Origin of the sequence: Candidatus Methylopumilus universalis, from assembly GCF_006365315.1 — a bacterium.
GTDB classification, from domain to species: Bacteria; Pseudomonadota; Gammaproteobacteria; order Burkholderiales; family Methylophilaceae; genus Methylopumilus; species Methylopumilus universalis.
Window position 1 is genome coordinate 750,401 of record NZ_CP040968.1, and the last position, 21,273, is coordinate 771,673.

Below are 21,273 nucleotides of genomic sequence, written 5' to 3' on the forward strand. Positions count from 1 at the left end.
TCTTAAACATTAGGGCCTGCAAACAAATCATGTTGATCATAAGATTCAATTTTAACATCGACAAAATCACCTGGCTTTAAAAGCTTGCCATCCCGTAAATAAACTTTGCCATCGATATCGGGTGCATCTGCCATCGATCTTGCAATCGCATAATCATCATCATGGCCATCGACTAAAACGGTACATATTTGACCCACTTTGGATTCGAGTTTTTGATGGCTGATGCGCGCTTGGGTTTCCATAAATTTTTGTAATCGTTCTTCTTTAATTTCTTCAGGGACTTGGCTCTCTAGAAGATTCGCACTCGCACCATCCACAGGCGAATATTTGAAACAACCGACACGATCTAATTGGGCCTCTTCAAGAAAATCTAACAGCGCTTCAAATTCAGCTTCGGTCTCTCCTGGAAAGCCTACGATAAAAGTACTGCGTATCGTGATATCAGGACACACTTCTCTCCACTTGTTGATACGCAAAAGATTATTCTCAGCACTTGCAGGTCGTTTCATGAGTTTCAAAATGCGAGGGCTTGCATGTTGGAAAGGCACATCAAGATAAGGCAAAATCGAACCCTCACTCATCAAAGGAATGATGTCATCGACATGAGGATAAGGATAAACATAATGCATTCTGATCCAGACCCCTAAAGATCCCAGAGCTTGGGCTAGATCATACAGTTTAGTTTTAACGGGGCGGCCATTCCAAAAACCACTTCGATATTTGATATCCACACCATAAGCACTTGTATCTTGTGAAATCACTAAAATTTCTGATACACCACTATTGACTAATGTTTCGGCTTCCGTCATGACATCATCAATCGAACGACTGACTAAGTCTCCACGCATCGATGGAATAATACAAAATGAACATCGATGATTGCAGCCCTCTGAAATTTTTAAATAAGCGTAATGTTTCGGTGTTAAACGAATGCCTTGAGGTGGGACTAAATCGCTAAAAGGATCATGCGGCTTTTCTAGGTGGGTATGCACAGCCGACATGACTTCATTTAAAGCATGCGGTCCTGTGATGGCGAGTAAATTTGGATACTCTTTTTCAATAATATCTTTTTTAGCACCCAAACAACCTGTGACAATCACTTTGCCATTTTTTTTAACGGCTTCCCCAATCGCATCCATCGATTCTTTAACCGCTGAATCAATAAAACCACAGGTATTCACTACGACGAGATCAGCATCTTGATATGACTTAGAAATGTCATAACCTTCTGCACGTAATTGCGTCAATATTCTTTCAGAATCTGAACCGGCTTTGGGGCAGCCTAGGGATACAAAACCTACTTTAGGAGTATGTAACGCCATTAGCCTTCAACAATCCATTGTGTCAGAGCTACAGATGCAACGCCTAACACGATAAGTGCGACTTGAAATATAGTGGAACGTAATTCAGTTTTTTTATGTAGGCCTGGAATCAAATCTGCGATTGACACATAAATCATGCTTGAAGCTGCAAGCGCTAAAATAAAAGGTACCCAGTCCATCATGGATTCCAAAATGAAATAAGCTAATAGCCCACCTAAAACAGTAAAAGAACTTGCGAGAAGATTAAAAATAAAAGCTTCTTTTTTCTTATATCCTGAATGAAGCAGAATTAAAAAATTGCCTACTTCTTGAGGGATCTCGTGCGCAATAATTGCTAATGCTGTCACGATACCGACACTGGTACTTACCATAAAAGCCGAACCAATTAAGATACCATCGACAAAATTATGAAATAAGTCACCGACCATAATCATGCTGCCACTTCGTCCTGCATCATGCGTATGTTGATGATTTGAAGAAGCATGGCTGTCTTGATGCACATCATGAACTTCACAATGGTCGCCATGACAGTGACGCCATAACAATAATTTTTCTAACACAAAAAATAAAAGAATGCCGAATAAAACGACAAAGGTTGTAGCTTCTATATGATTGGTAAGCTTAAAAGCATGCGGTAATATTTCTAAGAAAACTGCACCCAACATCGCACCCACAGCGTAACTCACTAAATGAGAAACAAGATGCGTTCTCGTGTTCATGGTCACGAGCGCTGCAGCAGTGACACTTAATAAACCACCGATAAAGCAAGAAAAGAGAATCCAAAGAAGTGTATGCATGAAGTTAAACTATGGTGAAATAATTAAGCATTATAACGAAACTTGAAATGATTGGATGTCTTTATGCATCAATCCAGATGAGGGAAGCCATTCTGCCTGTCACGCCATCACGCCTATAGGAAAAATAATCTAACTCATTAGCAAAAGTGCAGTAATCATCCGACATACTGCCCCCAAAAATTTGGTGGACACCACATCCATTGAGTCTAATTTTGGCAAGCGCGTAAATATCAGCTAACCATTTTTGATCTGAAATCAAATGAAAAGCTTTTTCAGACTCGATATGTTTTTCGCAAAAACTATTTTTCACATCAAAGCCTACTTCAAAATGCTTTTGGCTGATGGCAGGCCCTAACCATACGAGTAATTCATTGGGTGAGACATTCATTTTCACAATGGTGTTTTCAATGACACCATTTAAAAGACCACGCCAGCCTGCATGAATAGAAGCCACAATCGTCCCCTCATTATTTGTCACTAATAATGGCAAACAATCAGCTGTTTGAACAACACATATTGTATTTTTTTCTGATGTATAAGAAGCATCTGCATTAAATGAGAGTGAAGGGAGTTTAATCGCATCCACACTATGCTTCTGATTCAGCCAATGAGGCGCGCTAGGTAAAAATTGATTAAGTCGATCGCGATTCAAGTGAACAGCATTGATGTCGTCATTCACATGTGTCGCTAAATTAAAACTGTTGTATTTACCTTGGCTGCCTCCTCCAGCCCTCAGCGTTTGCATAGATTTAATATGTGGAGGTGCTGGCCAATGGGGAATAAAAAAATTACTCATCATCCTCCAGCATGTCATCATCGATATCGTCACTGACCTCATCAAGATAGTCATCAAAACTTAAATCTTCTAGAGGTTCTGTAACACCTAATTGCTCAGCCCGAATGATTTCAAGTAAAGCCTTCATATCATCGGGTAAATCAATCGACCATTCCATCGCTTCACCACTTAAAGGATGAATCAGTCCTAAACGAATCGCGTGAAGTGCTTGACGATTAAAACCTAATACATGCTGGCGTAACGCTTCACTCATGGATTTAATCGGCATAATGCTTTTTAAACCATAGACAGGATCGCCCACAATAGATGCTTTTAAATATTGCATATGCACACGAATTTGATGCGTCCGGCCTGTTTCAAGATTGCATCTTAAGTACGTGTGAACGCCAAATCGCTCTAAAATCTCATAATGCGTAATCGCAGGCCTTCCTGATAAATGGATGGCCATGCGAGTGCGAATGGATGGATGCCGCCCAATGGGCTGATTCACTGTGCCATTTTTCCATAACTGCCCCCACACAATCGCTCGATATTCCCTTTTGACGGATCTTGCTTGAAGTTGTTGCACGAGATGCGTTTGTGCATTTAAGGTCTTAGCCACGACTAAAAGCCCGCTGGTTTCTTTATCTAATCGATGCACAATACCGCAGCGAGGGATGTGTGCAATATCCGGCATATGATGAAGAAGCGCATTCAGAAGCGTGCCAGACCAATTGCCTATCGCAGGATGAACGACCATGCCGGCGGGTTTATTAATAACAAGCAATGTCTCGTCTTCAAAAATAATATTGAGCGGAATCGCTTCAGGTAAAAATGCATTGTTCTCTGGATTTGATTGAACGATGACTTTGATTTCATCACCCGCATACACCTTATGTTTTACTGAAACATAGGATTGATTCACCAGCACGAATTCATCTTTAATCCATTCTTGCAATTTGGAGCGTGAAAATTCCGGCAAAAGTTGCTGCAAAGCCACATCCACTCTTAAGCCGGCGTGCGTATCTGGGACGATCAATAATCTTTCATCATCATTCATAATGCTATAATTCTTCGTATATTTTTATAGTTAAAGGTTCGTATGCGTATTGGTATAGTCGTTATTATGATGCTTTTTCTTGCGTCTTGTGCCATTTTTGGACCACCTACTGAGCTTGACGATACTAAAGGCTTATCGGCTGAACGCATCTATGAAAAAGCATCGGAAAAAATGGCGGATAAAGATTATAAAAAATCTGTCGAGTATTTAAAAAAATTAGAATCACGCTATCCTAATAGTAAATATGGTGCGCAAGCCAAACTTGATATGGCCTATGCCTATTACAAGCAAGAAGATGCTGCGCAGTGCGTTTCAACCGTTGAGCGTTTCATTAAGATACACCCCAATCATCCAAATCTCGATTATGCGTATTACTTAAAAGGGGTGGCTTACTTTAAGCAAAGAGGCATAGTCGAAAAAGCTACCTTCCAAGATATCAGTGATCGCGATCCTAAAGTTTTAAGGCAATCCTTTCTTGCCTTTAAAGATTTACTGACACTCTACCCCAACACGCGCTATGGCAAAGATGCGACAGAGCGTATGATTTATTTAAAAAATAAATTAGCGGATCATGAACTTCATGTGGCTCGCCATTATATGAAAGTGAAAGCATATATCGCGGCATTAAATCGCGCTAAATATGTCATTGAAAGCTATCCTGATTCTAATTTTGTTGAAGAAGCGCTTGTGATTATGATCAGCGCTTATGACAATTTAGGTATGAATGATTTAAAAGAAGATAATTTAAGAATTCTGAAACAGAACTATCCCAATAGCTCCATGTTTACTAAAGGTAAAGATACTAAAAAACAGGATTGGTGGAAATTCTGGGATAAAGACTAGCGCTTCTTAGCTTCTAGTTTATTTTTATCTGTGAGTTTTTTACGAAGTGCATTCTTGCGACGCCGCATCGATACGACACCCTCTTTAGGTTTTCTTTTTTCTTCATCCAGGTAAGGATTTTCACCTTGCTTAAATTGCACCCTTAAAGGTGTGCCAATAATTTGAAATGCTTGTCTAAATGCGCCTTCTAAAAAGCGCATATAGCTATCTTTAATCGCATTCACATGATTGCCATGAATCACAATCACGGGCGGATTCGATCCGCCTTGATGCGCATAACGTAATTTAGGACGAATACCTTTTGAAATAGGCGGCTGATGCTGTTGCAATGTATCTATGAGGGCGCGTGTTAATTTAGGTGTCGACATTTTAATAAATGCACCACGATAAGCTTCATCGACAGATTTTAAAATTTCAGTAAGGCCTTTTTTCTTTAAAGCTGAGACGTATTGAAATTCTGCAAACTTTAAAAATTGTAATTTACGTTGGATATCTTGCTTGACGATTTCTCTTTCATCTTCTTTTAGTCGGTCCCATTTATTAATAGCGACGACGAGTGCGCGACCTGCTTCTAAGATATAAGCCCCCACGTGTGCATCTTGCTCTGTGATGCCCTCTTCGGCATCTACAACTAAAATAGCGACATTCGCCTCTTCAATGGCTTGCAAAGTTTTAATGACAGAAAACTTTTCAACTGCTTCAAAGACCTTACCTTTTTTACGAATACCTGCCGTATCAATGAGCGTGTAATTTTTATCATTGCGCTCTATATCAATTTGAATTGAATCACGCGTCGTTCCAGGTTCGTCAAAAGCAATCACACGATCTTCGCCTAGAAAAGCATTCACTAAAGTTGATTTACCGACATTAGGGCGACCTACAATCGCAATCTTTGGAATTTTTTGACGTACCTCATCTACTTCAATATCTTCTTTTTTAAAAGGTTCCAATGCCATCTGAATCATGTCACGCACACCTTCACCATGTGCTGACGAAATGCCTAATGGATCGCCCAAACCTAGTTCAAAAAATTCGGCCGTGACAATGCCTCTTTGCATACCTTCTGTTTTATTGACTAACAAATAAATATTGCGATTCATCTTGCGAAGTAAATCTGCAATCACGCGATCATGTGGTGTGACACCTTGTCTGCCATCCGTAATAAAAAAAATCACATCGGCTTCATCAATGGCGAGTAGCGTTTGCTTTGCCATTTCTTTTTGAATGCCTTTTTCTATTAAAGGCTCAAAGCCTCCTGTATCAATAACGATATAAGGCATGTCGCCACCTAAACCTCGCCCGTAATGACGGTCACGTGTTAAGCCAGGAAGGTCAGCTACAAGGGCGTCACGCGATTTGGTTAAACGATTAAATAAAGTGGATTTGCCGACGTTAGGTCGGCCTACAAGGGCTATGGTGGGTAACATGATTATTGAATAGCGATGGCGTAAAGCCCGCCATTACGTGTTTGCGCTAAAAACTTACCTGTTTCAAATTCAACCATACGACGCATCACAGGTAAAGCATCGTCATCCAATTGAATACGGCCTAAAAAAGCACCGGTTTCTTTATCTAAAATATGAATATAACCTTCTAAATCTCCAACAGCCACGTAATCGCCCATGCCTAAGGGGGTTGTGAGTTTACGGTTTAAGAGGTCGCCTTGACGCCAATACGTTTTACCTGATTCAAGTGCTAATGAATAAACAGCGCCACCCGTATGCGATAGATAAATCCTAGCACCGTCAATATTAATACCTGTATAACTTGAAATATCGCGGCTCCATAAAGTTCTTGCATTGACGCGATCGACTGCTGAAATTTTACCTTGATAAGCCACCGTATAAATATTTAAGCCATCAATCACGGGTGAACTTGTGACATCAGATGCACGTTCAATTTCTGTCACCCCTTTCGGTTGTGCTACTGTAATTTCCCAGAGCAGCGAGCCATTATCTTCTCGAATAGCCGCTAATTTACCCCCCGGAAAACCTGCATATATAACACCATCACTTGCCACGACTCCCACACTTGACCTTAAGCTCAAAGGTGGCCCCACTCTAGAGAAGGTCCATTTTTTTAAACCATCTTTTACGTTCACACCATGAATAAGATTGTCTGATGTTCTCACAATCACCAGACCTTCATGAATGGTAGGCGCACTTAATATTTGACTCGATAATCTCGTTTTCCAAAGCAATTTGCCACTTAAATCATAAGCGACTAATAAACCCGTGGATGTGCCCACGGTAATTTCATTAATCCCTATGCCCACACCGCCTGATAATTTTTCACCGGTATTAATTTTCCAAATGGATTTACCCGTTTTTAAATCAAATTTAGCTAAACTTCCATCAGATGATGCAGCGTAGGCTTCTTCTCCAATAATGCCAGGATAAAATTCAAATGATTCATCGCCTTCTAATTTTGCCGACCATAGTATTTTAGGGTTAAGTTTAGCTTTAAATTCTTTGAGAGGAGCTGGAGGGTCTATGGGGTCTTGACCTACAATGCGCTCTGAAATTTGATCCGTAAAATCTTTAACGGGGCCACAAGCTAAAAACGAAAAAGATAAAAGTGCGATAAGAAGATAACGAAATAAAATCAAACCTACACTCCAAGTGATTCTAATTTTTCTTCTGTGAATCTTACATAAGGGTCTTTAGGTCCAAATCGTTTTAATGCTTCTTGATAGGCTTTTTTAGCTTCATCTTTTTTACCCATCGCATTTAAAATATCACCCTTTAAATCATTAGATAGACCGAGATAACCTTCATTATCTACATCATTCGCTTTCTTTAAGGCATCTTCATATTTTTTTTCTTCGACTAATATTTGACCTAATTGAATGAGCGCTATCGATTCTGTGGCAGATTCTTTTGCGTGACTTGAAGCCCATTCCAATTTCTCTTTTGCCTTGTCTTTTAAGCCTTCAGAGTAGCTTGCTTTCGCAAATAAAATAGCCGCGCGACCTGCATAAGGTGTGCCGCCATAGTTATCAATTAAGCTTTGTGCTTTTTGCATAATGTCTTTGCTATTTTTTTCATCCAGGACCACAATGCTTTGATAAAGTTCAGAAGCGGCTAATGATTGCTTGGTTTGGTAATAGCCCCATCCTTGATAGAGACCATATATTACAAAAAATGCAATGACACCACGAGTAATGTAGTTGCCAAATTTTCTCCAGAGCGCGTTAAGTTCGTCTACCTGTTCTTGTTCTTCTAAATTGAGTGCCATAGCTTTTTATTTCCTTTAAAAAAAATTAACTGACTTTAAATTTAAAATGATTGCCCGGAATTGCATTTAAGAGTTCACGCGTGTAATTAGCTTTTGGTTTTTCATAAATGCCTTTGATGGTACCTTGTTCCACAATTTTCCCTTGATGCATCACCGCAATGGTATCTGCCATATGTCGAACGACTCTTAAATCATGACTAATGAATAAATAGCTCAAACCTAATTCCTTTTGTAGTTCTTTTAGCAATAATAAAATCTGCGCTTGAATCGATACATCGAGCGCTGAAACAGGTTCATCACAAATAACGAGTTCGGGTTCTACAATTAAAGCCCTTGCAATACCAATTCTCTGTCTTTGCCCGCCTGAAAACTGATGCGGGTATTTATTCAAATCAGACACTTCCAGCCCTACTTTTTTAATCATGTCGCGCATCTTTTTATCGCGCACAATTTTATTACCCAAATCATGAATTAATAAGCCTTCTTCTAAAATTTCACTAATCTTCATGCGAGGATTGAGTGAAGCATAAGGATCTTGAAATACCATTTGTATATGGCGTTTAAGATATTTTTTACCTTCTACATCTAAAGAGTTAAGGTTTTTACCTTTAAAGAAAAGCTCACCCTGATCAAGCGACAGCAATTGTAACAGACAACGAGCCAAGGTTGACTTACCACTGCCTGATTCACCTACAATCGCTAGCGTTTCTCCCTTTTTAATCGATAAACTGACATTATTAAGCGCTTTAATAGTTCTTTGCTTTCTTACAAAGAAACCAGACGTTTGCGTATAGGTTTTATAAAGGTCTTTAGCCTCTAACAACACTTCATTTTTAATAATTTTTGCCATAGGATAAATATGACTCTTAAATAAATGTGCGATGTTGAATAGGTTTTAATTTCTTTATACCTTCGGCATCTGGCACACATTGCAGCAAAGCTTTGGTGTAAGCATGTTTTGGTTTTTTTAATACGTCCTTCACATTTCCTTTTTCAACAATGTGGCCTTGATACATGACAATGACATCGTCAGCGATTTCTTCTACCACACCAAAATCATGGGTAATAAAAAGCATGGCCATGTGTCTTTTCTCTTTTAAATTGGAAAGAAGCTTTAAAATTTGCGCTTGCACTGTGACATCTAAAGCGGTCGTCGGTTCATCTGCAATTAAAATTAAGGGTTCACATGCAATACTCATCGCGATCATAATGCGCTGTCTTTGTCCACCCGACAGCTCATCGGGGTAACTTGAAATACGATCTGCTGCGATACCCACCTCTCTAAAAAGAGATAGCACTTTTTTATTTAAACTATTGTTATCCAAATCAAGGTGCGCACTTAACGCTTCTTTAATCTGGTCTCCAATCGTTAAGACCGGGTTTAAAGATGTCATGGGTTCCTGAAAAATCATGGCTATCGATTTACCACGATAATGTCGCATCTCAACATTAGATAAGTTGGAAATATTTTTTCCTTCAAAACAGATATCGCCTGTTTGTTTGAGTTGCGCGGACAAAAGCTTCATAATCGATAATGCCGTTAAACTTTTACCACTACCTGATTCGCCCACGATGCAAGTCGTGCGACCCGGATATAAATCAAATGAAACATCATCCACTAAAATCTTACGTGGCTCATTGATGGGAGACACTTTTAAATGTTTGACTTCAAGTATTTTTTTCATGATGTTTGTTTCAATAAGAATAGAGCTAATTCATCTAATGGAATCTTCGATTGTACATTTTCAACTCTTAAGGATTTGACTTGTGCTACACCCTCTTTCATTTCATCATCACCTAAGATGACAGCATATGCTGCACCACTTTTATCAGCGCGTTTCATTTGTGATTTAAAGCTACTTCCGCCTGAATTTAAAACGACTTTTAATCCATGAGATCGAAGTGTTTCAGATAACTTTAATGCATAGTTTTCAGCAGTCTCACCTAAATTCACCAAATAAATATTGGGTTCGTTTTGGAAAATAACACCCATATCTTCTAACAGTAAGATGATGCGTTCTAAGCCAATTCCAAAACCTGCGGCAGGTGTTTTATCCCCTCCTAATCGCTCGATTAAATAATCGTATCTGCCACCACCCGCAATGGTGCCTTGGCTTCCCAAGCGATTCGTCACCCATTCATAAACGGTGCGATTGTAGTAATCAAGACCTCTTACTAAGCGATGATTCAATTTAAAGGAAATACCTGCTTCTTTTAAATATCTACATACTGTTTCGAAATGTGCTTTCGCTTCACTATTTAAATAATCCGATAACTTTGGTGCCCCTTCAATCATGGTCTGCATGAGAGGATTCTTACTATCCAAAACCCGTAATGGGTTTTGATGGAGTCGACGTTTCGCATCTTCATCTAAAATACCAAGATGGCCTTCAAAATAACGTATAAGTTCAGAACGATATTTCAATCGATCTTCAGGGTCGCCGATTGAATTGATATGAAGTTCGACATCTTTAATATCGAGTGCTTTCCAGAGTCTTGCCAATAATAAAATTTGTTCGGCATCGATATTGGCATCGTTGAATCCAAAGGCTTCAATTCCCACTTGATTAAATTGGCGTTGACGACCTTTTTGCACATTCTCGTGCCTAAACATAGGGCCTTGATACCATAGTCGAATGGGGCCATTGTAGGTCAAGTTATGCTCAATGACCGCTCTCACACATCCCGCAGTCCCCTCAGGGCGAAGTGTTAGTAGATCTTCATTTAAAGGGTCTATCCATGAGTACATTTCTTTTTCAACAATATCAGTGTGTGTGCCGACGCTATCTACAAAAAGTGAAGTGGGTTCAACGATGGGTAGATTGATTTTTTCATAAGCATAAAGATTTAATACTTCACGTATCTTGTCTTCAACAAAATGCCAAAGCGGCGTCTTATCTGGTAAGACATCATAGAAGCCTTTGATACTTTGTAATTTTTTGCTCATAGTCGTTATTTTAACTTTGAATAGTGCGATTCCACATAGTTCATGACAATCGCTTTAAATTCTTGCGCGATTTTGTCACCCTTTAAAGTGACCGTCTTTTCACCATCGACAAATACGGGAGCAACTGGAATCTCCCCCGTTCCCGGCAAACTAATCCCAATATTTGCGAGCTTAGACTCTCCGGGGCCATTGACGACGCATCCCATCACGGCAACTGACATATCTTCAACCCCTGGAAATGTATCTTTCCATTGCGGCATGGATTCGCGTAAAAAAGTTTGAATCTCGAGTGCCAACTCCTGAAAATAAGTCGACGTCGTGCGACCACATCCAGGACATGCAGTGACTAAAGGTGTAAAAGATCGAATACCCATGGTTTGTAAAATCTCTTGGGCGACCACGACTTCATTTGTTCTAGGTTCATTGGATGTTGGCGTTAAAGATACACGAATGGTGTCGCCTATACCTTGCTGTAACAGAATAGCTAGTGCTGCAGTGGATGCCACAATCCCTTTGGAACCCATGCCAGCTTCGGTTAAACCAAGATGGAGTGGGTATGAAGTTCTTTTAGCTAACTCTTGATAAATAAGGATTAAATCTTGAACAACGCTCACTTTACAAGAGATCACAATTTTATTTTTAGGTAAACCCCAAGAGACAGCTTGCTCTGCGCTCTCAAGTGCTGATTGAATTAAGGCTTCCCGCATCAATGCATCGGATGAAAGTGGATTTTTTAATTTTGCATTCTCATCCATCATCGATGCCAATTTGGCTTGATCTAAGCTTCCCCAATTGACCCCAATGCGAACTGGCTTATTGTATGTTTTAGCAATACTGATCATCGCTTCAAACTGTTCATCACGACGACTGCCTTTTCCGACATTGCCTGGATTGATACGATATTTGGCGAGGAGCTTTGCGCACTCAGGGTAATTCTCTAATAACTTATGTCCATTAAAATGAAAATCGCCCACGATCGGGACATGACAATTTCTTTGTTTTAGCTCTTCGACAATCTTTGGAATGGCGTCTGCAGAAGCTTCATTATTCACTGTGACCCTAACAATTTCAGAACCAGCTTTCCATAACTCAAAAATTTGTTCAGTGGTTTTTTGAACGTCGGCTGTGTCGGTATTGGTCATGGATTGAACGACAATCGGAGAGCCCCCACCGACGGGGACTGACCCCACGAGGACCTTAAGAGTATTTGATCTTATAGAATTCATAAAGTTAATATAGATTATTTAGTGGCCTTGCACCATATGTAATTCCAATTTTGTGTACCTAGCCTTGCTGAATAATTTTTGCAACTATGAGTATCAAGATTTAAATTATATTTTTGAAGTGAAATTTGATTTAATTTAATTACTTCGTCATTTACAGCTCTGGAATCAACATAGTCTTTGTCCATGATATCCAAATAACACATCTCCTGATTTTTTTGAAAAAATTTAATTTTGCCTCTAAATTTAATTTTTTTAATAAATAGGTCTAAAGAATGGCATTTAGAAAGGGATGACTTTAGATTTATCAAACTAAGGGCATGATCCCACTTTTTAACATTATCAATTCGCCAATTATAAATTCCAGAAAAAATAACATAAAAATGCTTTTTCCCTGACAAGTAGGAATCAAGAATTAATTGCTCATCGCTAAAAGTATTTAACCGAAAAAAAGAAAGGTCTTTAGGGAATAATGTTACCAGCCATGAAATTGGCGAGTTGTCTGACATTAATACAAGAGACTCTTTTAACTCTCTTAGCTCCAAGGGAATTTCTGCATAAAAAGCGGGATTAACCCACCTTGTATGCCCAAACGTTCCAAAACCACCGAATAAAGAAATTATTATGGATAAAATAATAACAGAACGAAAAAACTTTTCTTTTAATTTAAAGTTGAAACTTTTAATTAAAATTAAAAAAGCTAAAGGAGTTAAAACCTCAATTGTAACTAAATATCTTTGGAGACCAAAAATAAACATCCATAAAATATATGAAAACACAATGAAACATATTAAAAAGTTTTCTTTGGATAATTTGAAAGAAAAATTAATATGAAGTTTATTCTTAATCATTGTTGTAGCTTTTAAAATAAGCAATACATATATTATTGGCCACAAAATCTCACGAGCTAAAGAATCATTTGCTGTGTTGTAATTAAAAAGTTTAAAGAATGGAAAAAAGATAATAGAAAAAAAATCTTTTGGTGTCCATGCGTTTGTAAGAGTGCTTATATTTGAAAAATTATTGTGAAAAAAATTACTAAAGAGGGGGAAAAATGGGTTATTGAAATGCTCCCACATCTTAATAAACCAAAAACCTCCAGTCAAAAAAATTCCACACAAAACTGAGAGAGAAAATAGCAAAAAGCTTACTATTCTTTTTGGAAATTTTTCTGGGTAGAAAAATAAAGAAAATGCCATGGATAGGGCATAAGGCGCATTAGTTAACTTTAACCCTACCGAACATCCTATAATTAACCCAGCAGTAAAAAATGCTAGTATTTTATAATTGCTACTATTATTTGAATCAAAATTTTTTAAAATTAAAAATAAAGAAAATAAATTTAGAACAGCAGTTGTATTATCTCCCATGCTATTACCTAAAGATGAAAGAAAATTTGGCGTTAAACAACCAGCAATTGATACAAAAAGTATTTTTAAGTGAAGGCTTTTAAAAAAATTAATCTTTTCATTCTTAATAAGAAATATCGATGTAATTTTAAAAATAAGAACAAAGATCAATCCGTGAAAAAGACCAATCATTAGCCCCACCAATTTAGGATTTAAGTAGGTGTTGAGACTAAAATAAGCAGCATCCAATAAAGGATTAAAGTAAGTTTGTATACCGCTTACTGCAAAATCGAGATCAAACTTATTGTTTAAAAAGGAGAAACCGTTATAAAGGTGGTAGCCTGCAAGATCAAAATTCCTATCCTGGCCTAAGATTAGTGACCATAAACCAAAAACAAATGGAACGAGCCAAACGATAATATTTGCATTAATTTTTCTGATCAAAATTAATTCTTTCCCTCTCAACAACTAAAGGTTTTTTTCTTACTTGGTTATAAATGGCTAGAATATACTCACCCAAAACTCCTAAAAAAAATAAGAGAACGCCGCCGAAGAAAAATAAAGCAACTATAATTGTGGGAATACCTGACTGACTGTGAGAAGCCCCAAAAAGAACAGTAAGAAAAACAGCAACTGCATAAAGTAAACTAATACCAGCCAAAATAAATCCCCCAATAAGAGCAACTCTCAGAGGAATTCCGCTGAAACTAACAATACCATTTAGGCCTTGATTAAACATTTGTATTAAATTATTTTGTGATTTTCCATATTTTCTTGATTTCCAAGTGTAAGGAATGCCTGCAGATTTAAATCCACAATCAAAGGTCATAAGACGCATAAAAGGCTGAGCATCTTCATATTTTTTCATTGCATTTAAAACGCAACGATCTACCAATTGAAAATCACCAACATCAACAGGATAATCTACATAAGTGAATTTACTTAGAATTCGATAATAAATTTTTCGCAATGTCTTAAGATAAAAAGGTTCTTCTCTTTGAGCCCTTATTCCATAAACAATTTCATAGCCCTCTTCCCATTTTTTAACAAAATCCGGAATTAAATCAGGAGGGTCTTGCATATCAACAGGCAAAAATAATAGAACAGCATCGCCCTGTGAGCTTAAAACACCATTAAATGTATTTTTAAGAATTCCAAAATTTCTAGAATTAACAATAATCTTTATGTGCTTATCGTTTATAGCCAAAGCTTTCAATAATTCAACTGTATTATCGGTAGATGCATTGTCACAAAAAATATGTTCGTACCCATATTGACTTAAGTGCACATTGAAAATTTGTTTAACTTTTAGGTAGCATTCAACGATACCAGCCTGTTCGTTAAAACAAGGAGTAATGATACTAATTATTTTTTTATTCATTTGAGAATCTTAAAGTTAAAAAATTATTCACATTTGTACCTATTAATTAGCTCTTCATTACTAAGTTCTCGACGGCCTTTAACGTAATTATTAATGATTAGCCTCTCTGCTGGAAGCCAATGACGTCTAAAATTATTTGAAAAATCAGCAATCATTTGGCCTTTTATTGTTAACTTAACACAATCATTTTCAATAAAAATTGTTCCAGAGGTCAATTGCTCAGTTAACCTAACATCAATCATATTGTATTTCTTAACAAAGTCTTTAATAAAAAGATCATCAAACTTTTTACGATTGATACCAACATGACTTTGCTGTATCTTTTCTAACATATAAAAAGATAGCGATCTGTCTATAAGAGCTGGGATTGACATTGATAAAATATAGCCTAAAAGACTAAAAATAATAATTAGTAATAACTTTTCAAATTTTGAAAAGATTAATTTTTTATCAATAAAAAACAAGAGTAAAGCAATAAAAAATATCGAAATGCAAACGTCACTTAAGGCCGCAAAAAAAACAACGTCAATTTTGAAGTAATTTACATGGATATAATAAATTATAATTAATAACACTATAAATAAAAGCCCATAAAGCAAAGAGTTTATTATTTTCATAAGATTAGTAACGCCTTTATAATGTTTATTACTTAACTTCAATAAAAACATTTTTTTTCTCAATTTTTTCCCATAATAGCAAAATGTTTGTATACAAAACATTTTCTTTTTCTTGGTTATGAATTATAAATGACTCAAATATACCGGCATTTATAAAAGTAACCCTTAAATCTTCTCCTGCGTTAAAGCTTTCTTGGTTTGTAATAAAAGGATTTTTACCTATGGTAATGCTTTCTTCAATTAAATTAGAATTTATTCTGTTGGCCGAGAAGATATTTTTTATTGATTTTGAATTAATTTCGATATTACAAACCGAAAGATTATTACCAGAAAATGCTGCCTTCCATTTCCATGGCTCTTCTATATTTTGTCCATAAGTTTCTGAGTATAAAATATCGGTATAACCCCATTCTGCAACCAATGCCATAAAGTGAATACCATAAAATCTTAAAATTCCTCCACCTAAATGATGATTGCTTTTCCATGTTGACTTTGAACTTTTAAAATGATGTGCTTTAAATTGCCATTTAATTTCTAACTTTAAATTAGGTATTTTAGAAAGCTGATTTAGCTTATTAGCCCATGTAAGGTATCGAAAAATATAATTAATTCTAAATTTTTTGCCAGATTTGATAAGCAAAAGTAATACATCAAATGATTTCTTTGGGCTTACCGCCAAAGGCTTTTCAAGAATTAATGTATTAATATTTTCTTTACTAAGTGCAATAGGTATCCAAAATGCTTGCATCTCCGGGTTAAGAGCAATAATTAAGGAACCTGACTTATCTAAAACTTCCAAATCATCTTTAACCCATTCTATTGATGAATCAAAATGTTTTAGATCTTGTCGCTCTGATAATTTTTCTTTATACCGTGATGGCAGATATATTTTTTTAGAGCCAGATTTTATTAAAGCAGGGAGGTGCCCATAAAGACCGAATCCAGAACCTAAAATACCTGGGCGATCTAAATTGACCATAAAGAGCTAGGAAAAATCTGTTTGGTTAATAATATCTAAAACTTCGCCTTGATAATTATGTAACTTAAGGTAGTTTTTTATTTCCGAAGATATGTGCCAAGCTAAATTAAGAATTGGTTTTTGATTGCTCTGCATAAAAAGTTCGTCGTCAGAGAGTATTGGAATCCTTGTTCCAGGAACATAATGTCCAATTTTTAGCGATCCTGGCTTTTCATAAATTGCAGAAATTAACGATTCATCAATATTTAATAACTTTACCAAAATCGCGGATCTTCCTGGAAAAGCTTTGGCTGGAATCTTGCCGAAATTGCGAACATATTCTTCAATTGCTTTCTTTTTTCTGCTTTTCCATTTTTCAATATCGATTTGCATATTTAGAAAGTGAGAATAAAAATTCTCTTCATTTTTTTTAATTACCTCAAGTCCATCTATAATTGAGAGGTTAATCGATTTTTTCCCAAGAAATACTCGAATATTTCCACCATAGCGATTAGGAAATTCAACATGAATCAGATCAACTTTTAATAAATTAGCTATGTATTTAAAAGATTGGTAAGAGTATGTTCTTGGATGTTCATGATAAAAAGTATCAAACTGATTTTTCTCTAAAACGGAGCCAAGATAATGATTTTCAATAATTATGACAGTATCATCAGACATGATTAATTTTAATGCCTCGATGAGACTTTTAAGATCCTCTATGTGAGCAAAAACATTTGTAAATGTTATGAAATCGAATGTCCCATATTTTTTCAATAAGTCAGAAGCAGCCTCTTTTGATAAGAAATTATTAACTATAATATGCATTTCTTTGGCTTTAGCATCATCAGCGGCTCCAGTGGGTTCCACACCAAAAGTTAATGCACCCGCCTTATGAAAAAAATCTAATAAACTTCCATCATTACATCCTATATCTAGGATCTTTTTATCCTTAAGACTTCCGAAATTTATTTCACATGTTTTAACTAAATTTTTCATGCCATCTAGCACATCAGATGTAAATCTGGATCGATAATGGTATTGTTTTGGAAATAAATCCCTCTTAGGAACTTGATATTTCTGATGCGCTGTAAAACAAACGGGACAAAAAAGAATTTCAATTGGGTATTCACGACAAGTCTTATCAGATCCTATAGGAATTAAATCATCACACATAGGATGCAACCCAAGTTTAACAACTGAATTTAAGGATTTATTATCACAAACTTCGCATGAAACGATTTCATTAATATTTTGGGGCATAAAGAAAGAAATTAGATTTTATGTATATTCATTATAGTGCTTCTATCCGAGTGACATTAGATTAATTCAACATCTTATATTCTGAAATTTCTTTTAATGCATAAAGTTTCATATTCTCTTGATTTATATAGGCATTGAACCAAGCACATGTTCTTCTGACAGACTCATCGGCATTCCATCGAGGAAACCAACCCAATCTATTTTTAGCTTTAGTAGAATCTATTTTTAAATTAAATGCTTCGTGAGGCTCATTTAAGTCTTTTTTTATATTAATTTTTATTCCCCGACCCCAGTAATGAGTAAATATATCTAAAATTTGCGCAACCGACTTTGTATCATTGTCATTTGGTCCAAAATTCCAAGCTTCAGCAAATTCTGGGCCATGAATATATAAATGCTCCGCCAACAACAAATATCCTTTTAAAGGCTCCAAAACATGCTGCCACGGTCTTATGGATTGTGGATTTCTAATAGCAATTTCCTGATTACTTTCAGCTGCCCGAATAAGATCTGGAATAAGTCGGTCGAGTGACCAATCACCACCAGCTATTACGTTACCGGCTCGAGCTGAAGCAATAGCAATTCTGTGATTTTCAAAATTACTCGAATTAAAAAAAGAGGATCGATAAGCATTGGTGACTAATTCAGCGCATGCCTTACTGCTACTATAAGGGTCAAAGCCGCCTAAAGGCTCATTTTCTCTATAAGCCCAATTCCATTCTTTATTTTCATAACATTTATCACTTGTTACATTGACAAAAGATCTAACCGTTTCACATCGACGAATAGCTTCCAATAAATTAATAGTACCCATAACATTAACAGCGTATGTTTCTATAGGGTTATCATATGAATACCTTACTAAAGGTTGCGCTGCTAAATGAATAACGATTTCAGCTTTTGATCTCTTTAAAGCTTCAAAGAGATTATTTGCATCACGCAAGTCACCCATAATAGAAGTCATTTCATTCTCAACGGAAGCAAGACTATACATATTTGGATTGGTGGAAGAAGGCAATGCATAGCCAGTGACATTAGAGCCTAATGATTGTAACCAAAGCGAGAGCCAGCTTCCTTTAAAGCCAGTATGCCCTGTCAAAAATACATTTTTACCTTCCCAAAAATTATCACTCATTCCATACTTTCCAAGGGGCTTTTCCAGTTTGCCAAAGATGATCTAATAGATTTTTATCTCGCAAGGTATCCATAGACTGCCAAAAACCTGGATGCTTATAAGCAACCAATTCTTTTTTTTCAGCAATCTGTTTAAGGGGTTCCATCTCCCAAGCTGTTGAATCTGAACCAATAAAATTTAAACATTTTGGGGATAACACAAAAAATCCACCGTTTATCCATCCACCATCACCCTTAGGCTTTTCAAAAAACCCCTTAACCCTATCATCTTCAATATCTATTGCACCATATCTTCCCGGGGGTTGAATAGCAGTTACAGTCGCAAGTTTTTTATGTTTAATATGAAATTCTATTAATTCTGGAATGTTAATATCCGAAACACCATCACCATAAGTAAAACAAAACGAATCCTCATCTTTTATATACTCAAGAACTCTTTTTAACCTCCCTCCAGTTTGGGTATTATCACCCGTATCCACTAAAGTCACAGTCCAAGGCTCTGCATTCTGCTGATGAAATGTAGCTATATTATTTTTCATATCGAATGTTACGTTAGACATGTGAAGAAAATAATTTGAAAAATATTCTTTAATCAAATACCCCTTATACCCGCAACAAATGACGAAATCATTGATACCATAATGTGAGTATATTTTCATGATATGCCACAAAATTGGCTTACCTCCAATTTCTATCATAGGTTTTGGTTTAAGTAATGTTTCTTCGGCAATTCTAGTGCCAAGACCGCCGGCTAAAATAACTAATTTCATCAGTGATCCTTTAATTAAACACTTGAAATTTTAAAAAAATACTATTTAATAACAAATAGTTATGCATTTAAATTAAATTTATTTATTGAATATTTTTTATTTACAACCTGACCTGCAAGCTGCCCACAAGCCGCATCAATATCATCTCCTCTGGTTTTTCGAATCGTCACAATATAGTCTTGGTTCACTAGGATCTCTCTAAATTTTCGAATTTGATCATTTGAAGAACATCGGTATCCACTATTCGGAAAAGAATTAAATGGAATTAAGTTAAATTTACAAGGCACATCTTTAACGATTTCAAGTAGCGCTTTGGCATCTTCTATTGAATCATTAATACCATCTAACATCACGTATTCAAAAGTCACAAAATCCCTAGGCGCTTTTTCTAAATAACGCTGACATCCTGCCATGAGCTCTTTAATAGGGAATTTTTTGTTAATGGGAACAATCTCGTCTCTCAATTTATCATTCGATGCATGGAGAGAAACTGCTAAAGCCACTGGACAATCTTCTCTTAAGCGATCCATGAGATTGACTAAACCGCTTGTCGAGAGCGTGACACGTCGACGACTTAAACCATATGCCCTGTCATCCAACATCAATTTCATAGCAGCAACAACATTCTCATAGTTAGCCAATGGCTCCCCCATGCCCATCATAACGACATTACTGATAATGCGATCCGAATTGGGGAGTGCGTTATAACCTTCCTGCTGCCTAATGAAAAAATTAGCCAACCAAAACTGGCCAATGATTTCTGCACTGGTTAAGTTACGATTAAAGCCTTGACGACCAGTAGAGCAAAATGTACATTCAAGCGCGCATCCGACTTGAGATGAAATACATAAAGTACCTCTATCATCTTCTGGAATAAACACGGTTTCGATACCATTACTTCCACCCACATCGAATAACCATTTACGCGTACCGTCATCTGAGATTGCATCACTCATGACACTTGGCAATCGTATGGCAGCCTTCTCTTTTAAAATATCACAAAATACTTTAGAAATATCTGTCATCTTATTGAAATCAATGATATTTTTTTTATAAATCCAATGCATCAACTGCTTGGCTCGATAAGGCTTTTCACCAAAAGTTTCGATAAAAGAAACGAGACGCTCGTAGTTCAAATCGAGCAAATTAGTCATTTAAAAATTAACCAAAGAAGTATTTGATTTCGATTTTAGCATTATCTAACGAATCCGAACCATGAACCGCATTAGCATCAATGCTCTCTGCAAAGTCAGCACGAATTGTTCCTGGGGCAGCTTCTTTAGGATTTGTAGCGCCCATTAAATCACGGTGTTTTAAAACGGCATTTTCACCCTCTAAAACTTGAATCATCAAAGGGCCTGAAATCATAAATCTCACTAAATCATTAAAGAAAGGACGGTCTTTATGAACAGCATAAAAACCCTCCGCTTCCGCTTGAGATAAATGCATCATTTTAGCTTTGATAATTTTTAAACCTGCACCCTCAAAACGTGAATAGATTTGACCAATCACATTTTTTTTAACTGCATCAGGCTTAATAATCGATAAGGTTTGTTCAATTGCCATTATATAAACTCCAGTAAGATTTAACATCATT

Annotated in this window: 21 protein-coding genes; 1 reads left to right on the forward strand and 20 read right to left on the reverse strand. The window is 36.5% G+C overall.

Annotated features, from left to right (window positions below; genetic code table 11):
* Positions 1 to 2 precede the first annotated feature (2 nt).
* The 4 genes from rimO to rluD form a co-directional block, all read right to left on the reverse strand.
* On the reverse strand, positions 3 to 1,322 hold the full coding sequence (gene rimO, locus FIT79_RS04020; protein ID WP_139875688.1) for a 30S ribosomal protein S12 methylthiotransferase RimO: 1,320 nt from the start codon (positions 1,320 to 1,322) through the stop codon (positions 3 to 5).
* The gene (locus tag FIT79_RS04025; protein WP_139867836.1) at positions 1,322 to 2,119 is read right to left on the reverse strand and encodes a ZIP family metal transporter; all 798 of its coding nucleotides are present in this window, start codon (positions 2,117 to 2,119) and stop codon (positions 1,322 to 1,324) included. Before FIT79_RS04025 ends, rimO begins: the two co-directional genes overlap by 1 nt.
* Positions 2,120 to 2,180: 61 nt before the next feature.
* On the reverse strand, positions 2,181 to 2,918 hold the full coding sequence (pgeF, locus tag FIT79_RS04030; protein ID WP_317615608.1) for a peptidoglycan editing factor PgeF: 738 nt from the start codon (positions 2,916 to 2,918) through the stop codon (positions 2,181 to 2,183).
* A complete protein-coding gene (gene rluD / locus FIT79_RS04035) occupies positions 2,908 to 3,954 on the reverse strand; it encodes a 23S rRNA pseudouridine(1911/1915/1917) synthase RluD (protein ID WP_139875689.1) in 1,047 nt (348 codons plus the stop codon). The genes pgeF and rluD overlap by 11 nt, the downstream gene beginning before the upstream one ends.
* A gap of 42 nt (positions 3,955 to 3,996) precedes the next feature.
* On the opposite strand from rluD, the gene FIT79_RS04040 reads away from it, so the two are divergent.
* On the forward strand, positions 3,997 to 4,797 hold the full coding sequence (locus FIT79_RS04040; RefSeq protein ID WP_139875690.1) for an outer membrane protein assembly factor BamD: 801 nt from the start codon (positions 3,997 to 3,999) through the stop codon (positions 4,795 to 4,797).
* Here the strand turns inward: FIT79_RS04040 and der are convergent.
* The 16 genes from der to ndk all read right to left on the reverse strand — a co-directional run bounded on the left by der (position 4,794) and on the right by ndk (position 21,242).
* Positions 4,794 to 6,224: a ribosome biogenesis GTPase Der gene (der, locus tag FIT79_RS04045; protein WP_139875691.1), complete on the reverse strand. Its 1,431-nt coding sequence runs from the start codon at positions 6,222 to 6,224 to the stop codon at positions 4,794 to 4,796. The two genes, FIT79_RS04040 and der, sit on opposite strands and share 4 nt — an antisense overlap.
* A 2-nt stretch (positions 6,225 to 6,226) precedes the next feature.
* Positions 6,227 to 7,405: an outer membrane protein assembly factor BamB gene (bamB, locus tag FIT79_RS04050; RefSeq protein WP_139875692.1), complete on the reverse strand. Its 1,179-nt coding sequence runs from the start codon at positions 7,403 to 7,405 to the stop codon at positions 6,227 to 6,229.
* A 2-nt stretch (positions 7,406 to 7,407) separates the two neighbouring features.
* On the reverse strand, positions 7,408 to 8,034 hold the full coding sequence (locus FIT79_RS04055; RefSeq protein ID WP_139875693.1) for a YfgM family protein: 627 nt from the start codon (positions 8,032 to 8,034) through the stop codon (positions 7,408 to 7,410).
* 25 nt (positions 8,035 to 8,059) lie between these two features.
* Positions 8,060 to 8,884 carry an ATP-binding cassette domain-containing protein gene (locus FIT79_RS04060; RefSeq protein WP_139875694.1) on the reverse strand — a complete coding sequence of 275 codons (825 nt, stop codon included), beginning with the start codon at positions 8,882 to 8,884 and terminating at the stop codon, positions 8,060 to 8,062.
* 16 nt (positions 8,885 to 8,900) lie between these two features.
* A complete protein-coding gene (locus FIT79_RS04065; protein WP_139875695.1) occupies positions 8,901 to 9,719 on the reverse strand; it encodes an ABC transporter ATP-binding protein in 819 nt (272 codons plus the stop codon).
* Positions 9,716 to 10,981 (reverse strand): histidine--tRNA ligase, encoded by a 1,266-nt coding sequence (gene hisS / locus FIT79_RS04070; protein ID WP_139875696.1) that lies wholly within the window; start codon positions 10,979 to 10,981, stop codon positions 9,716 to 9,718. Before hisS ends, FIT79_RS04065 begins: the two co-directional genes overlap by 4 nt.
* Positions 10,982 to 10,986: 5 nt before the next feature.
* Complete coding sequence (ispG, locus tag FIT79_RS04075) at positions 10,987 to 12,207, reverse strand: flavodoxin-dependent (E)-4-hydroxy-3-methylbut-2-enyl-diphosphate synthase (protein ID WP_139875697.1); 1,221 nt, start codon at positions 12,205 to 12,207, stop codon at positions 10,987 to 10,989.
* 14 nt (positions 12,208 to 12,221) lie between these two features.
* Positions 12,222 to 13,997: a hypothetical protein gene (locus FIT79_RS04080; protein ID WP_139875698.1), complete on the reverse strand. Its 1,776-nt coding sequence runs from the start codon at positions 13,995 to 13,997 to the stop codon at positions 12,222 to 12,224.
* Positions 13,981 to 14,934, reverse strand: a complete 954-nt coding sequence (locus tag FIT79_RS04085) for a glycosyltransferase family 2 protein (protein WP_139875699.1) — start codon at positions 14,932 to 14,934, stop codon at positions 13,981 to 13,983. Before FIT79_RS04085 ends, FIT79_RS04080 begins: the two co-directional genes overlap by 17 nt.
* A 23-nt stretch (positions 14,935 to 14,957) precedes the next feature.
* A complete protein-coding gene (locus FIT79_RS04090) occupies positions 14,958 to 15,308 on the reverse strand; it encodes a hypothetical protein (protein ID WP_139875700.1) in 351 nt (116 codons plus the stop codon).
* 271 nt (positions 15,309 to 15,579) lie between these two features.
* A complete protein-coding gene (locus FIT79_RS04095; protein WP_139875701.1) occupies positions 15,580 to 16,530 on the reverse strand; it encodes a Gfo/Idh/MocA family oxidoreductase in 951 nt (316 codons plus the stop codon).
* A 6-nt stretch (positions 16,531 to 16,536) separates the two neighbouring features.
* Positions 16,537 to 17,772 (reverse strand): class I SAM-dependent methyltransferase, encoded by a 1,236-nt coding sequence (locus FIT79_RS04100; protein ID WP_139875702.1) that lies wholly within the window; start codon positions 17,770 to 17,772, stop codon positions 16,537 to 16,539.
* Between the two features lie 61 nt (positions 17,773 to 17,833).
* The gene (rfbG, locus tag FIT79_RS04105) at positions 17,834 to 18,907 is read right to left on the reverse strand and encodes a CDP-glucose 4,6-dehydratase (protein WP_139875703.1); all 1,074 of its coding nucleotides are present in this window, start codon (positions 18,905 to 18,907) and stop codon (positions 17,834 to 17,836) included.
* Positions 18,900 to 19,676, reverse strand: coding sequence for a glucose-1-phosphate cytidylyltransferase (rfbF, locus tag FIT79_RS04110; protein ID WP_139875704.1), 777 nt, complete (start codon positions 19,674 to 19,676; stop codon positions 18,900 to 18,902). Before rfbF ends, rfbG begins: the two co-directional genes overlap by 8 nt.
* Before the next feature lie 59 nt (positions 19,677 to 19,735).
* A complete protein-coding gene (rlmN, locus tag FIT79_RS04115) occupies positions 19,736 to 20,830 on the reverse strand; it encodes a dual-specificity RNA methyltransferase RlmN (protein ID WP_139875706.1) in 1,095 nt (364 codons plus the stop codon).
* Between the two features lie 7 nt (positions 20,831 to 20,837).
* The gene (gene ndk, locus FIT79_RS04120; RefSeq protein WP_139876090.1) at positions 20,838 to 21,242 is read right to left on the reverse strand and encodes a nucleoside-diphosphate kinase; all 405 of its coding nucleotides are present in this window, start codon (positions 21,240 to 21,242) and stop codon (positions 20,838 to 20,840) included.
* Positions 21,243 to 21,273 lie beyond the last annotated feature (31 nt).

Coding starts and splice junctions, on each gene's coding strand:
- FIT79_RS04085 (WP_139875699.1), bottom strand. CDS start 14,934: ATGAATAAAAAAATAATTAGTATCATTACTCCTTGTTTTAACGAACAG.
- ndk (WP_139876090.1), bottom strand. CDS start 21,242: ATGGCAATTGAACAAACCTTATCGATTATTAAGCCTGATGCAGTTAAA.
- FIT79_RS04040 (WP_139875690.1), top strand. CDS start 3,997: ATGCGTATTGGTATAGTCGTTATTATGATGCTTTTTCTTGCGTCTTGT.
- FIT79_RS04060 (WP_139875694.1), bottom strand. CDS start 8,884: ATGGCAAAAATTATTAAAAATGAAGTGTTGTTAGAGGCTAAAGACCTT.
- FIT79_RS04100 (WP_139875702.1), bottom strand. CDS start 17,772: ATGCCCCAAAATATTAATGAAATCGTTTCATGCGAAGTTTGTGATAAT.
- FIT79_RS04095 (WP_139875701.1), bottom strand. CDS start 16,530: ATGGTCAATTTAGATCGCCCAGGTATTTTAGGTTCTGGATTCGGTCTT.
- rlmN (WP_139875706.1), bottom strand. CDS start 20,830: ATGACTAATTTGCTCGATTTGAACTACGAGCGTCTCGTTTCTTTTATC.
- FIT79_RS04090 (WP_139875700.1), bottom strand. CDS start 15,308: ATGTCAATCCCAGCTCTTATAGACAGATCGCTATCTTTTTATATGTTA.
- rfbG (WP_139875703.1), bottom strand. CDS start 18,907: ATGAGTGATAATTTTTGGGAAGGTAAAAATGTATTTTTGACAGGGCAT.
- hisS (WP_139875696.1), bottom strand. CDS start 10,981: ATGAGCAAAAAATTACAAAGTATCAAAGGCTTCTATGATGTCTTACCA.
- rfbF (WP_139875704.1), bottom strand. CDS start 19,676: ATGAAATTAGTTATTTTAGCCGGCGGTCTTGGCACTAGAATTGCCGAA.
- FIT79_RS04065 (WP_139875695.1), bottom strand. CDS start 9,719: ATGAAAAAAATACTTGAAGTCAAACATTTAAAAGTGTCTCCCATCAAT.
- ispG (WP_139875697.1), bottom strand. CDS start 12,207: ATGAATTCTATAAGATCAAATACTCTTAAGGTCCTCGTGGGGTCAGTC.
- FIT79_RS04055 (WP_139875693.1), bottom strand. CDS start 8,034: ATGGCACTCAATTTAGAAGAACAAGAACAGGTAGACGAACTTAACGCG.
- rluD (WP_139875689.1), bottom strand. CDS start 3,954: ATGAATGATGATGAAAGATTATTGATCGTCCCAGATACGCACGCCGGC.
- pgeF (WP_317615608.1), bottom strand. CDS start 2,918: ATGATGAGTAATTTTTTTATTCCCCATTGGCCAGCACCTCCACATATT.
- der (WP_139875691.1), bottom strand. CDS start 6,224: ATGTTACCCACCATAGCCCTTGTAGGCCGACCTAACGTCGGCAAATCC.
- FIT79_RS04025 (WP_139867836.1), bottom strand. CDS start 2,119: ATGCATACACTTCTTTGGATTCTCTTTTCTTGCTTTATCGGTGGTTTA.
- rimO (WP_139875688.1), bottom strand. CDS start 1,322: ATGGCGTTACATACTCCTAAAGTAGGTTTTGTATCCCTAGGCTGCCCC.